The sequence below is a fragment of the Terriglobales bacterium genome, assembly GCA_035457425.1.
Classification (GTDB): domain Bacteria; phylum Acidobacteriota; class Terriglobia; order Terriglobales; family Acidobacteriaceae; genus JACPNR01.
On the sequence record DATIBR010000115.1, the window covers coordinates 1 to 13,321 of the forward strand.

15 protein-coding genes are annotated in these 13,321 nt (G+C 66.7%); 8 read left to right on the forward strand and 7 right to left on the reverse strand.

The window, feature by feature from the left end:
• The first annotated feature begins 168 nt into the window (after positions 1-168).
• The 8 genes from VLA96_08490 to VLA96_08525 all read left to right on the forward strand — a co-directional run bounded on the left by VLA96_08490 (position 169) and on the right by VLA96_08525 (position 8,611).
• Positions 169-378 carry a hypothetical protein gene (locus VLA96_08490; GenBank protein ID HSE49228.1) on the forward strand — a complete coding sequence of 70 codons (210 nt, stop codon included), beginning with the start codon at positions 169-171 and terminating at the stop codon, positions 376-378.
• Between the two features lie 92 nt (positions 379-470).
• Positions 471-1,679: a S41 family peptidase gene (locus VLA96_08495; GenBank protein HSE49229.1), complete on the forward strand. Its 1,209-nt coding sequence runs from the start codon at positions 471-473 to the stop codon at positions 1,677-1,679.
• Positions 1,680-1,798: 119 nt separating this feature from the next.
• The gene (locus tag VLA96_08500; GenBank protein HSE49230.1) at positions 1,799-4,036 is read left to right on the forward strand and encodes a PBP1A family penicillin-binding protein; all 2,238 of its coding nucleotides are present in this window, start codon (positions 1,799-1,801) and stop codon (positions 4,034-4,036) included.
• A 212-nt stretch (positions 4,037-4,248) separates the two neighbouring features.
• Positions 4,249-4,959 carry a TetR family transcriptional regulator gene (locus VLA96_08505; protein HSE49231.1) on the forward strand — a complete coding sequence of 237 codons (711 nt, stop codon included), beginning with the start codon at positions 4,249-4,251 and terminating at the stop codon, positions 4,957-4,959.
• Complete coding sequence (locus VLA96_08510) at positions 4,956-5,978, forward strand: efflux RND transporter periplasmic adaptor subunit (GenBank protein HSE49232.1); 1,023 nt, start codon at positions 4,956-4,958, stop codon at positions 5,976-5,978. Before VLA96_08505 ends, VLA96_08510 begins: the two co-directional genes overlap by 4 nt.
• Complete coding sequence (locus VLA96_08515) at positions 5,975-7,024, forward strand: ATP-binding cassette domain-containing protein (protein HSE49233.1); 1,050 nt, start codon at positions 5,975-5,977, stop codon at positions 7,022-7,024. The genes VLA96_08510 and VLA96_08515 overlap by 4 nt, the downstream gene beginning before the upstream one ends.
• Positions 7,025-7,028: 4 nt before the next feature.
• Positions 7,029-8,138 (forward strand): ABC transporter permease, encoded by a 1,110-nt coding sequence (locus VLA96_08520; protein ID HSE49234.1) that lies wholly within the window; start codon positions 7,029-7,031, stop codon positions 8,136-8,138.
• Between the two features lie 2 nt (positions 8,139-8,140).
• Positions 8,141-8,611 carry a hypothetical protein gene (locus tag VLA96_08525; GenBank protein HSE49235.1) on the forward strand — a complete coding sequence of 157 codons (471 nt, stop codon included), beginning with the start codon at positions 8,141-8,143 and terminating at the stop codon, positions 8,609-8,611.
• Here the strand turns inward: VLA96_08525 and fabD are convergent.
• The 7 genes from fabD to VLA96_08560 all read right to left on the reverse strand — a co-directional run.
• On the reverse strand, positions 8,608-9,570 hold the full coding sequence (fabD, locus tag VLA96_08530; GenBank protein HSE49236.1) for an ACP S-malonyltransferase: 963 nt from the start codon (positions 9,568-9,570) through the stop codon (positions 8,608-8,610). The two genes, VLA96_08525 and fabD, sit on opposite strands and share 4 nt — an antisense overlap.
• Entirely contained in the window at positions 9,567-10,601 is a 1,035-nt protein-coding gene (plsX, locus tag VLA96_08535) for a phosphate acyltransferase PlsX (GenBank protein HSE49237.1), read from the reverse strand. Before plsX ends, fabD begins: the two co-directional genes overlap by 4 nt.
• 15 nt (positions 10,602-10,616) lie before the next feature.
• Positions 10,617-10,799, reverse strand: coding sequence for a 50S ribosomal protein L32 (rpmF, locus tag VLA96_08540; GenBank protein HSE49238.1), 183 nt, complete (start codon positions 10,797-10,799; stop codon positions 10,617-10,619).
• A gap of 41 nt (positions 10,800-10,840) precedes the next feature.
• Positions 10,841-11,386: a DUF177 domain-containing protein gene (locus tag VLA96_08545; GenBank protein ID HSE49239.1), complete on the reverse strand. Its 546-nt coding sequence runs from the start codon at positions 11,384-11,386 to the stop codon at positions 10,841-10,843.
• A 147-nt stretch (positions 11,387-11,533) separates the two neighbouring features.
• Positions 11,534-12,082, reverse strand: a complete 549-nt coding sequence (locus tag VLA96_08550; protein ID HSE49240.1) for a prepilin-type N-terminal cleavage/methylation domain-containing protein — start codon at positions 12,080-12,082, stop codon at positions 11,534-11,536.
• A 215-nt stretch (positions 12,083-12,297) separates the two neighbouring features.
• Complete coding sequence (locus VLA96_08555) at positions 12,298-12,579, reverse strand: YtxH domain-containing protein (protein HSE49241.1); 282 nt, start codon at positions 12,577-12,579, stop codon at positions 12,298-12,300.
• Positions 12,580-12,653: 74 nt separating this feature from the next.
• A partial coding sequence (locus VLA96_08560; protein HSE49242.1) for a tetratricopeptide repeat protein occupies positions 12,654-13,321 on the reverse strand: 668 nt, incomplete at its 5' end.

A 13,321-nucleotide genomic window follows, 5' to 3' on the forward strand; every position in this document is an offset into this window, starting at 1 on the left:
CAACATCGCCGAAGACGTCATCTTCTGGATCAAGGGCGCCGACGTCCGCCACCACTCCGCCGAAGCCGCGGGCGACACCGGCACCGGGCCGCGCCTCGCCTAGATAAGGTGGGCGTCCCGCTTGAGGGACGGCCTTTTCCCAACGGAGCTCGTTGCGGCTCGCCCGCCATGCGCCACCAGAAGTTCTGCTACTTCCACGACCCCAGGCGCCAGCGCCGCCTGGTCGAGCGCGCCATCGCCGCGGGCGAGCCGCTCCCCGACTTCCGCGATCCCATGAAGATGCTCCACTGGACCACCCTCTCGCTCGCCGCCGGCCGCATCTCCTCCAAGGCCGCCGGCCAGCTCATCTACGCCGTCCAGCAACGCCTCTACCGCTAGGACCTTAGGACGCTATCCAATCCCGAGCTGCCGCATCTAAACGAAGGTATAATCGGCGGTAATCCCCTCGGAAAGAAGTCTTCGGAATATCCATGGCGAAATCGATCAAGGCGGTCCTGTTAGGGCTTTCGGCGCTGGTGGTGATCTTCGTGGTCGCCGGCGGGCTGGGAGTGCGGGCGGCGAGCAATGAAGGCGCGTACCGGCAGTTGGGCGTGTACAGCGAAGTGCTGTCGCGCGTGCGCAGCGAGTACGTGGAGGAGCCGAACGTGGCGCAGGTCACCGACGGCGCGCTGCACGGCCTGCTCGAAGCGCTCGACGCCAACTCCAGCTACCTGAATCCGACCGAGTACAAGCAGTTCAAGGAACACAAGAACGATGGCAAGGCCGGCATCGGCGCGGCCGTCTCGAAGCGCTTCGGGTATGGCGCGATCATCTCGGTGCTGCCGAACGGGCCGGCGGCGAAGGCCGGCGTGGAAGCCGGGGACATCATCGAGGCGATCGACGGGCGGTCGACGCGCGAGATGTCGCTGGCGGAGCTGCGGACGCTGTTGAGCGGGCAGCAGGGCTCGAACGTGGCGCTCTCCATCGTGCGGGCGCGGCGGGCGGAGCCGAGCAAGATCGTGGTCACGCGCGACATCGTGAACCCGCCGCCGGTGAGCGAGAAGATGCTCGACGACGGCATCGGGTACATCAAGGCGGAGGCGCTGACCAAAGGGAAGGCGCAGGAGATCGCCGGCGACATCAAGCGGCTGCAGCATGGCGGGGCGAAGAAGCTGATCCTCGACCTGCGGAATTCCGCCGAGGGCGAGCAGTCGGAAGGCGTCGCGGTCGCGAACCTGTTCCTCGACCACGGGACGATCGCGTACGTGCAGGGGCAGAAGTATCCGCGCGAGACGTTCACGGCGGACCCGGCGAAGGCGATGACGAAGCTGCCGCTGGTGGTGCTGGTGAACCGCGGAACGGCGGGCCCGGCGGAGATCGTGGCCGCCTCCATCCTGGAGAACGCGCGCGGCGACGTGGTCGGCGACAAGACCTTCGGCGTCGGGTCGATCCAGAAGATCATCGAGGTGCAGGACGGCTCGGCGCTGATCCTGAGCGTCGCGAAGTACTACACGCCGAGCGGGAAGGCGATCCAGGACGCAGCGGTCACGCCGAACATCCTGGTGGCCGACAAGGAAGATGCGCTGGACGCGCTCGACGAGGACAGCAGCACGGCGCCTCCCCCGCAGGCCGCGAAGCCTCCGCAGGAGGATGAGCAGCTGAAGCGGGCGGTCGAGGTCCTGAAACAGCAGAAAGCCTAGGTAGTTCCACTGAGAGGATGCGCGGCGCGCCCGCGCATTTTTCTTTTGGTACCTAGGCGGCGTGCGGCGCGCCGGCACATGGTACTGTTAGCTCCAGCTCTGCTCTCCAAGTCGTTGGAATGAATCGTCTGATCGCGGAATTGCCGGCCTTCCAGGTGGGAGGCAAGAAGTACGTTGGGCGCGTGGTGTTCGGCCTGCTGGTGCTGGCAGCGGTCACCGTCGGCGCCGCGACCGGGCTGTTCCTGGTGTACTCCACGGACCTGCCGCAGGTCAGCGAGCTGGAGCGCTACCGGCCGAGCGCGATCACGGAGTTGTACGACGACCACGGGCGGGTGATCGGGTCGTTCGCGCTGCAGCGGCGCGTGATCGCCTCGTACGAGGATTTTCCGCGCATCCTGCGCGACGCGGTGATCTCCACGGAAGACAAGGAGTTCGAATCGCACTGGGGCGTGGATTTCTCGCGCGTCTTCGGCGCGCTCTGGCACGACGTGCGATCGCGCAGCCGCGCGCAGGGCGCTTCCACGCTCACGATGCAGCTCTCGCGCAACCTCTTCCTGTCGTCGGAGCGCAGCTTCCACCGCAAGATCCAGGAGCTGATGCTGGCCATCCAGATCGAGCGGCGCTTCACCAAGCCGCAGATCTTCACGATGTACGCCAACCAGATCTACCTCGGCCACGGCGTCTACGGCTTCGAGGCGGGCGCGCAGTACTACTTCGGCAAGAAAGCCAAGGACCTGACGCTGGAGGAGGCGGCGGTGCTGGCGGCGCTGCCGAAAGGGCCGGGGGATTACTCGCCCATCACTCGTCCGGAGCGCGCGCTGAAGCGCCGGAACCTGGTCATCAACAGCATGATGGAGGACGGCAAGATCACCGCCGAGGAAGCGGCGCGCGCGAAGAACATGCCGCTGAAGCTGAACCTGCAGCCGGCGGAGGCCTCGATCGCGCCGTACTTTGCCGAGGAGGTCCGCCGCTACCTGGAGAGGAAATACGGTTCCGACCAGGTGCACCAGGGCGGGCTGCGCGTGTACACGTCGCTCAACCTGGAGATGCAGGAAGCCGCGAACAAGGCCTTGCTCGACGGCCTGGCGGCCTACGAGCGCCGCCACGGCTGGAAGGGCAAGCTGCGCAACGTGGTGAAAGAAGGCCAGACGCTCGCGGAATACGAGCACCCGGACTGGATCCAGGCGATCGCGCCGGGGAGCTACGTGCACGCGCTGGTGCTCGACGCCGGGCCGGCGAGCGCGGCGGTGAAGTTCGGACGCTACACCGCGGCGATCGGGAAGGAAGAAATAGCGTGGACCGGCAAGCGGGCGCCGAATGAAGCGCTGGCGGCCGGCGACATCGCCTACGTGAAGGTGTTGTCGCTGGCGCCCGACGGCACCGCCAAGGTCGCGCTGGAACAGGATTCGGGGACGCAGGGCGGACTGGTGGCGCTCGACAACGCCACCGGCGACATCAAGGCGATGGTCGGGGGAAGGGATTTCGACGAGTCGAAGTTCAACCGCGCGACGCAGGCGCTGCGCCAGGTCGGATCGGCGTTCAAGCCGTTCGTCTACACCGCGGCGATCGAAGCCGGCGCGACGCCGGACGACGTGATCCTGGATGCGCCGACGGTGTTCAGCACGGCGTCGGGCCCATACGCGCCGCACAACTACGACAATCGCTTCGAGGGGAACATCACGCTGCGGCGGGCGCTGGCGCAGTCGCGCAACATCCCGGCGCTGAAGCTGGCGGAGAAGGTCGGGATCAACACGGTGATCGAGTACGCGAAGCGGTTCGGGATCACGTCGAAGATCCCGCCGTACCTGCCGGTCGCGCTCGGTTCGGCGGAGGTCACGCTCATCGAGCAGACCTCGGCGTTCACCACCTTCCCCAACGACGGCGTGCGCGTGGCGCCGCGCTACATCCGGCGCGTGACGGACTACGAAGGCCACGTGCTGGAAGAGAACTATCCCGAAGTGCGCGACGTGATCGGCGCGGAGACGGCGCGCACCATGACGAGCATGCTGCGCGAGGTGGTGCTGCGAGGCACCGGCGCGGCGGCGAATTCGCTCAAGACGCCGCTGGGAGGGAAGACCGGCACCACGAACGACTTCACCGACGCGTGGTTCATCGGGTTCTCGCCCTCGATCACCTGCGGCATCTGGATGGGGTTCGACGAGAAGAAGAACCTGGGCAAGCAGGAGACCGGCGGACACGCCGCGCTGCCGATGTGGATCGAGTTCATGAAGGTGGCCCTCCGCGGGCACGAAGGGGAAGACTTCCTGCCGCCGGCGCCCTCGCCGCAGCGACAGAACGTGGTGGCGCAGAAGGTCGACACGCCGGACGAGAACCCGGGCGACGGCGAAGCGCACTGATTGATTTCGAGGGTCGCCGCAACGCGACTCGCCTCGCGGTCCCCGCGCAGTTCGGCTGCGTCGTCCCTCGCCCTGCGCTCGCGCGGACCAGCGCTCGCTCCGGGCTCACCCAGGCGCTGCCCGGCCCTGGATCCCACAAAAGACTTGCAGCCTGGCGCGCGCGCGATTAATCTAACTAACCGGTTAATTAACGCGAGCTGCTCCGGCATCCCATGGGCAAGACTTCCAAACCGAGATCGTCGAAGCCCGGGCCGCGGGGGAACCCGGAGGCCACGCGCGACGCCATCCTGAAGGCGGCGCTGCACGAATTCGCCACCGAGGGAGTGGCGGGGGCGCGCACCGACGCGATCGCGCGCGCGGCCGGCGTGAACAAGGCGCTGCTCTACTACTACTACCAGGACAAAGAGGCGCTGTACGGGGCGGTGCTCGACCACGTGTTCCGCGGGCTGGTGGCGCGCGTGACGAGCGTGCTCGACCAGGAGCTGCCGCCGCGAGAGAAGATCCTGGCGTACGCGGCGGCGCACTTCGACTACATCGCAGAGTCTCCGATCTATCCCAAGGTGTTCCTGGGGGAGATGATCCGGGGCGGGCGGCAGATCTCGCCGCACATCGAGCGCATCGTGACGCAGTACTTCCGGCCGCTGCAGCGGCGGCTGGTGGAGACGTTCCGCGAAGGCATCGCGCGCGGCGAGGTGCGGTCGGTCGATCCGCAGAACTTCATCTTCTCGATGGTCGCGATGAACGTCTTCTACTTCGCGAGCGTGAACTTCCTGCGCACGATGATGGACGCGGACCCGCTGGCGGCGGAGCGCATCGCGGCGCGGCGGGCAGCGGTGCTCGACGTCCTGAATGCCGCGCTGGCCTGCGAGCCCCCGGCCGAGGCGCGGGCCCCGAAATCCCCAGAGAAAGGCAAGAAGCGGTGAGCGCACGCAACAAGTTGGGAATGGTCCTGGGCGTCGTGCTAGTGCTGGCGGCGCTGTACTACTGGTTCTTCGTGCCGCACTCGAGCGACCTGGTGCTGATCGGCACGGTGGACGCGAACCAGGTGGTGGTGAGCGCGAAGATCCCCGGCCGGATCGAGCGGCTGGCGGTGGACGAGGGCAGCGCGGTGAAGGCGGGGGACCTGGTCGCGGAGCTGGACACAGCGGAGTTGAGCGCCCAGGTGCAGGCGGCTACGGCAAGGGTGGCGGAGACGCGGGCGACCGAGCAGCTGACGCGCGGCACCACCTCCAGCGACGTGGTGAACGCGCAGGCGAGGGCGCAGGCGGCGCGGTCGGACCTGGCGGAGGCGGAGGCGCAACTGGAGCGGGTGCGCACGGACAACGTGCGGATCGTGGCGCTGGCGAAGGAAGGCGTGGCGTCGCAGCAGCAGAAGGACCAGTCGGAAGCGGAGATGAAGGCGGCGCAGGCGCGGGTGAGCGCGGCGCAGGATGGGGTGCGCGCGGCCGACGCGGCGGTGAAGACGGCGGTGGCGCAGACGCACCAGTCGCAGGCGGCCCAGAGCACGGTGGCGGCGACGCGCGCGCAGGCGAGCGAGGCGGAGACGCGGCTGGGCTACACAAAGGTGGTTTCGCCGGTCACGGGCACGGTCTCGGTGCGGGTGGCGCGGCAGGGCGAGGTGGTGATGGCGGGCGCGCCCATCGTGACGATCGTGGATTACACGCAGACGTGGGTGCGCGCGGCGATCCCGGAGACCTATGCCGACCGCATCCAGATCGGCGACACGCTGACGGTGCGGCTGCCTTCCGGCGCCGAGATCCCGGGAAAAGTCATCCTGAAACAGGCGGAGGCGGACTTCGCGACGCAGCGCGACGTGAGCCGCTCGAAGCGCGACATCAAGGCGATCGGTCTGAAGCTGCTGATCGACAACCCCGCCGGCCGGTATACGCCGGGCATGACGGCGGAGGTGCTGGTGCCGAAGGCCAAGCTGGAAGCGAAGTGAACACCGTCCTCAAGAATGGCGCGGGCGCGTACGAGCAGTACGCGGAGCGGCCGAAGACGATCGAAGTGGAGCACATCACCAAGAAGTACGGTGAGTTCACCGCGGTCGACGACGTGTCGTTCGACGTGCGCGAGGGCGAGATCTTCGGGCTGCTGGGGCCGAACGGCGCGGGCAAGTCCACCCTGATCCGCATGATGACGACGCTGATCGAGATCACCAGCGGGACGGCGCGCATCGGCGGCCACGACGTGCAGAAGCAGCCGGACGAGGCGCGGCGGCTGATGGGCGTGATCCCGCAGGCGATGACCAGCGACCTGGACCTGACGGTGGGCGAGAACCTCGGGATCTACGCGAAGCTCTACGGCGTGCCGACGGCGGAGCGAGAGCGCTCGATCGCGGAGCTGCTGGAGCTGGTGGACCTGACGAAGTGGCGCGACGCGCAGACCAAGACGCTCTCCGGCGGCATGCGGAGGCGGCTGGAGATCGCGCGCGGGCTGGTGCACCAGCCGAAGATCTTCTTCCTCGACGAGCCCACGACCGGGCTCGATCCCGTCTCGCGCGTGAACGTGTGGGAGATGCTGATGGACATCAAGCAGAAGCGCGGGCTGACGGTGCTGATCACGACGCACTACATGGACGAGGCGGACCGGCTGTGCGACCGCATCGCGATCGTGGACCACGGGCACCTGGTGGCGCTGGACACGCCGCCCAAGCTCAAGGCGAGCGTGCCGGGGTCGAACGTGATCGAGGTGCAGTTCGCCGAGGTGCCGGCGGGGTTCGAGGAGCGGCTGAAGAAGCTGAGCGACGTGCGGTCGCTGCAACCGGAAGGTAACAACATGTACCGCATCCTCTCGGACGAAGGCTCGCTGACGACGACGGAACTGGTGTCCATGGCGGTAGCGGAGCAGGTGAAGATCAAGTCGCTCTCGGTGCAGAACACGACGCTCGACGACGTCTTCGTGCACTACACCGGCCGCGGCCTGCGCGACGAGACGGTGAAGGCGCACGCTTACACCGGCATGCTGTTCGGCGGGGAGATGAGGTAGCGCGATGCGGATGATGGCCATCGTGGAGCGCGAGCTGCGGCGGTTCTTCCGCTCGCCGGCGCTGATGATGGCGTCGATGGTGTTCCCGCTGGTGCAGCTCATCGTGCTGGGGAACGCGTTCGGGGGGAAGATCCAGGACGCCCACGTGGCCATCGTGGACCAGGACGGCGGGCCGCAGGCGCTGAAGATCCGGCAGGCGTTCGATGCCATCCGCTCCACTGCCAAGACGGTGACGCCGGAGCTCTACACCAGCGATAAGCAGGCGATGGAGGACGTGCGGAACGGCAAGCTGGACGGCGCGGTGGTGATCCCGCCGCAGTACTCGCAGCGGGTGTACGAGAAGAACCGGCCGCGCATCGCGCTCATCGTGGACAACACCGACAACTTCATGACGTCGACGCTCACCGAGAAGCTCGCGCAGCTGACGCAGGCGATCAATGAGCCGGACGTCGAGCCGCGGCTGCTGCAGAAGACCGCGCTCGAGATCGTGGAGCTGTATCCCTACATCGAGTACATGAAGTACCTGTTGCCGGGGTCGATCGCGCTGGCGATGTTCGTGAGCGTGATGATCGGCGGCGGCATGCTGTACATCGACGACAAGGCGCGCGGCATCCACGAAGGATTTCTCGTCACGCCCATCACCAAGCTGGAGCTGGTGTTCGGGCTGACGGTGGCGGGCACGCTGAAGGCGGTGGGCGCGGGCGTCGTGCTCACCATCATCGGGTCGCTGATCTCGGGGGTGGGAGCGACGTTCCACCCGGTGACGCTCCTGCTGCTGATGCTGATGATCGTGCTCACCTCGCTGGCGTTCGTGAGCATGATGTTCCTCATCATGGTGAGGGTGGACGACCCGCTGGTGCCGCGCGCCATCTTCGGCATCTTGAACACGCTGCTGTTCTTTCCCTCGGGCGCCATCTATCCGATCAAGGCATTTCCCGGCTGGCTGAAGGTGATCGCGTGGCTCGACCCGTTCACGTACGCGGTGCACGCCTTCAAGGCGCTGCTGCTGAAAGAGGCCGGGCTGGCTGCAATCTGGGGCGACATATTGTATCTTTCGGTGTTCACGGCCATCACGCTGACCGGCGTGGTGCTGCTGTTCAAGCGGACGCTCTGACCATGTCGCTACTGAACGCTCCGGAATACGACGAGAAGCGCGCCAAGCGCCGCATCCTGCTGGTGTGGGCAGGGATCACGATCGTGATCGTCCTGCTGGCGGCGGCGTGGTTCCTGCGTAACTGGACGTACGAGCGCACGGTGGATCAGTTCTTCGTCCAACTGGAGCAGAAGGATTACGAGCGCGCGTTCGCCATCTTCACCGCCGATCCGGAGTGGAAGTCGCACCCGCAGAAGTACGCGCAGTATCCCTACGGCCAGTTCTATCTGGACTGGGGCCCGAGTGGGGACTGGGGCGTGATCCGGAGCCACCACGTGGACTGCGCGGCGCGGACGGGCACGGGTGTGATCGTGCGCGTCACGGTGAATGGGCGGCCGGAGCCGGCGTACATCTGGGTGGAGAAGAAGGACCGCACGCTGGGAGTGGCCCCAAGCCATCTGCAGCTGCAGTGCGGAAGCTTGTTCGCGCGCTAGCGCTGCGCCAGCGAAGCGCCTTCGAAGTGATTCACGACCTTCTGCAATGACGTCTCATTCTCCGCGTTCAGGCAGGTCCTGGAGCGGTCGATCTGTCGCATCAATCCGCACAGCACGGAGCCCGGCCCGACTTCCACGAATGTGTCGACGCCCTTCGCGGTGAGAGCGTTCATGCTGTCGGTCCAGCGGACAGCGCCGGTGACCTGGCGGGTGAGCGCGTCACGCGCCTTCTCGGGCGAGGTCGTGAGCTCGGCATCGACGTTGGTGACGAGCGGGTGATTCATCGGATGGAAGGTGGCCGCTTTCAGGTCGGCGGCGAGGCGGTCCTGCGCGGGCTGCATCAGCGCGCAGTGGAACGGGGCGCTCACGGGAAGCATGACGGCACGCTTGGCGCCGCGCTGCTTGGCCAGCTCGGCCGCGCGCTCGACCGCACCCTTGGCGCCGGAGATGACGATCTGGCCCGGCGAGTTGATGTTGGCGGGCGAGACGACTTCGCCCTGCGCGGCTTCGGCGCAGACCTTCTCGACCTCCGCGAGCGACAGCGCGAGGATGGCAGCCATCGCGCCCTGCCCGACGGGCACGGCGTCCTGCATGTACCGGCCGCGGTTGCGGACGATGCGCACCGCGTCGGAGAAGGTCAGCGTGCCGGCCGCGACGTGCGCGGAGTATTCGCCGAGCGAGTGTCCGGCGACGTACAGCGGCTCGATACCCTTCTCGCGCAGCACACGATAAGCGGCGACCGAAACGGTGAGGATGGCAGGCTGCGTGACCTCGGTGAGCTTGAGCTTGTCTTCCGGACCTTCGAAGCAGAGCTGGGAAAGCTTGTAACCGAGCGCGGCGTCGGCCTCGTCGAAGGTCTCCTGCGCGACCGGGTACATGGCGGCGAGCTCACGGCCCATCCCGACGGATTGGGAGCCCTGGCCCGGGAAGAGGAATGCGGTGGTGTGCTGGTGGCTCATGTCTGCACCGGCTCGGTGTGGCGGGCATGGAGCGCGGCGAGCTCCTTCTCGATGGCCTGGTTGGTGCCGCCAGTGGCGAATTCGGCCGCGACGCGGAGGGCGTTCTTGATGGCGTTGGAGTTCGAGGAGCCGTGGGTGATGATGCACACGCCTTTTACGCCGAGCAGCGGAGCGCCGCCGTACTCCGAGTAGTCCAGCCGCTTCTTGAAGTCGGCGAAGGCGCGGCGGGAGAGCAGCGCGCCGACCTGGGAGCTGAGCGTGGCGTTGAGCGACTGCTTGAGCAGGTGGCGGACCGTCTCGACCATGCCTTCGGAGATCTTCAGCGCGACGTTGCCGACGAAGCCATCGCAGACGATAACGTCGACCTTGCCGTTGTAGAGGTCGCGGCCTTCCACGTTGCCGACGAAATTGAGCGGCAGCGCCTTGAGCAGCGGATACGCCTCGCGCGTGAGCTCGTTGCCCTTGGATTCTTCCTCACCGATGGAGAGCAGGCCGACCGAGGGGCGCGGGGTGGCGAAGATCGTGCGGTAATAGATCTCGCCCATGATGGCGAACTGCTCGAGGTTGTGCGCTTTGGAGTCGACGTTCGCGCCGACGTCGATGAGGATGCAGGCCTTGCCGTGGACGGCGGTCGGGAAGACGGCGGCGAGGCCGGGACGGTCGACCTTGGGAAGGGCGCCGAGGACCATCTTGGCGGTCGCCATGGCGGCGCCGGTGTTGCCGGCGGTGACGAAGCCGGCGGCCGTGCCCTCGCGCACCAGGCGCAAGCCGACGCGCATGGTGGAGTCGCGCTTGGAGCGGACCGCGGTCGCCGCCTTCTCGTGCATGCCGATGACTTCGGTGGCGTGCGCGATGGTGATGGGAAGGTCGGCGGCGGACGGGTGGTGCGCCAGTTCGGCGCGCAGCACGTCTTCGCGGCCCACCAGGATGACGTGCAGGCCAAAGTGCCGGGCGGCCAGAATAGCGCCCTCGACTTCCGGCTTAGGCGCCCGGTCCGAGCCCATGGCATCGAGACTGATGACGGTCGGCAACGCGTTCCGCGAAGCTTACTTGGTCTCGACTTCGAACACTTCGCGGCCTTTGTAGTGGCCGCACTTGGGGCAAGCGCGATGCGGGAGCTTGCGCTCGTGGCAGTTGGGGCACTCGGAGAGCGAGCGCGCCGTGAGGAAGTCGTGAGCCCGGCGCCGGGAGGTGCGCGCCTTGGAGTGTCGCCGTTTCGGATTCGCCATAAAGACCTCTGTCGCCGGTCAGCCCGGCAGAAAGTATGAGACTATTTCCCGCGCAATTCGCGCAACGCGTTCCAGCGCGGGTCGGAAGGCGCCGGGCCGCAGGCGCACTTGCCTTCATTCAGGTTCTGCCCGCACTGCGGGCAGAGACCGCGGCACTCTTCCCGGCATACTGCCTTGACCGGAACCGCGAGGAGCAGCTGCTCCCGCAGCACGTCCTCGAGTTGCAAACCCTCGCCCTTGTAGAACCCGACCTCGGTGTCGGCCTCCGAGATGGCGAGCTGATCATCGCGCTCGACCGCGGCCAGCGGGCGATAGAGCAGGTCGAACTCGGCCGCCAGGTCTCGCGTCATGTTTTCCAGGCAGCGAGCGCACTGGATCTGCACCGTGCCGGAGAAATGACCGGTCACGCGGATGTCCTTGATCGTTTCCTTGACCCCGTGGGTGCGCTCCTCGATCAGATCGGCGCGGCCCGTGACCCGCAGCGGACCAAGCGCGCGCATTTCCGCGCCCAAGTCGATGGTCCCGGGACGAAACTCCCGATCGAACGAAAGAGCCTCGGCCTCTAAGTCTCGGACACGGATGAACATAACAACAGGGACTTCCCGCGCGGGCCGCCCGGTTCCGGGAGCACACTACAACCCAGGCGCTTCAAGGGGCAAAGAAAAAGAATAGCGGCTTTCGGGCGGGGGTGTCAACGCGACACCGCCGGTAGAAGAGCCGCGGAGCGCAGCGCCCTACATGATGGGAACGGGCGGGTTGGCGCTGGCGCAAACCGCGCTGCTGCCGTTGGTGGTCGTCGTCACGGTGGCGTCCCGGTAGATGGTCATGGACTCATTGGTGCACCAGGCATTGATGCCGGTGACGCCGGGAGCGCTGGGATCGGCGCCCCAGCTGTAGTTGCGCATGGGAGCGGCCGGGGGCGCGGGCACGGGCTTGGGGTCGGGCTGGCAGGTATTGGCAAAGACCGCTGGGGTGAAGCAGTAGCCGCTCTTCGGGTTGTTGCAAGGCGGGGCGCCCTGGGCGCGCGAGACGCCTTCGTCCACGTACCCCATGCCGCCGTTGGCGGCAGGGCCCAGGTCCATGAGGGTGCAGGTGAAAACGCCGCGGGTGATCATCATGCTGGTCTCGCCGGTGTTGATGGTGCGCAGCGAAGCCACCGCCGAACTCTCGTTGGCGGCCTTGCGCGCCATCAGCAGGTTCGGGATGGCGATGGCCGCGATCACGAGAATGATCGCAACGACGATCAACAGTTCGATGAGCGAAAATCCGTCTTGCTTACGCATTCCTCTGCCTCTCCCCCAATCTAGGGCTCAGACACAATTCCAAATTGGCAAAGCGGAGGGAGGGTACGTTTCCTGGGGAGGATGGCACAAGCCTTTAAAAGCCGAGTGCCAATGCATGGGACTATAGCATGTGGCCGTCGAGGGCTGTCAAAGAAAAAGAGCGCCGGGCCTGGCAGGCCCGGCGCTCCGTGGTAAACCCCTTCGCAAGGGGTCGATCAGACGTTGTTTTCGCCGGCTTCGCCGGTAAAAGCAGGCGCTCCGGTGGTGCCGGTGGCGCGCTGCGCCATGTCACGGATGGAAGCGACGCCCGTGCGGACGCGCTCGCGGCCCTGTTCGTACGTGTCGCGAGCCTGATCCGCAAGGTCATTGGCCCGTTCGCGGATATTGCTGCGGGTTTCCTCGCCACTCATGGGCGCGAACAGGACACCCAAACCGATGCCGATCCCTAGTCCGACAAGAAAGCTGCGCATGAACCCCTCCTGGAAATCGCCGAGCATTCGCTCAACGTCTGGAAAGATGCCGCGGGCGACGCAGGGTTTGCCGCACCGATCGTGGTGCAGCTGGCAAAGCCCTATTTTCTCGGGTTGGTGAGCCGATCCTGCGCCAGGCGGCCGATGGGCCCGTTGGGGTCCTCGGTCTTGATCTGCTGGTAAACCTTGGCAGCTTCGGCGGGCTGCTTGGCTTCCAGCATCTCTGCCTTCGCAAGCAGAGCAGCTGTCTTGGAGACGCTGGCGGTGGGATGGGCGATGAGCTGGTCGTAGAGGGCGAGCGCGTCGGCGTCGCGGCCGCCCGAATGGTAGAAGGCGGCTAGGGCCATCTTGGCCAGAGCGGCCAAATCTTCACGGCGCGAATCCGCCGCGGCTTTCAGCTCACGTTCGGCGGTGGCCTTGTCGCCGGCGTCGATGGCGGCGACTCCGGCCAGGAAGCGAGCGACTTCGGCAGTGCGCGTGTGCGGGTACCGCTCGGCGACTTCCAGGAACTCCTTCTGTGCCTGCTTGCCGCGCGCCTCAGCCGACTCGAAGGTCAGGATGCGAGGCCGTTCCGGGGAGCCGGGGGCGCGCAGTTGGCTCTGGAAGGTGCGGACCGCCTTGCCCAAGGCGAGGCTGGCCTGCTCGTTCTGGCGGTCAAAGTAGTACCATCCTCCTGCCAGGACAGCAGCGAGCAGGACGACTGCGCCGACCGCGATGGCGACGTTCTTCTGGTGGCCGGCGGCCCAGGAAGCGGCCCCCTGGGTGGCAT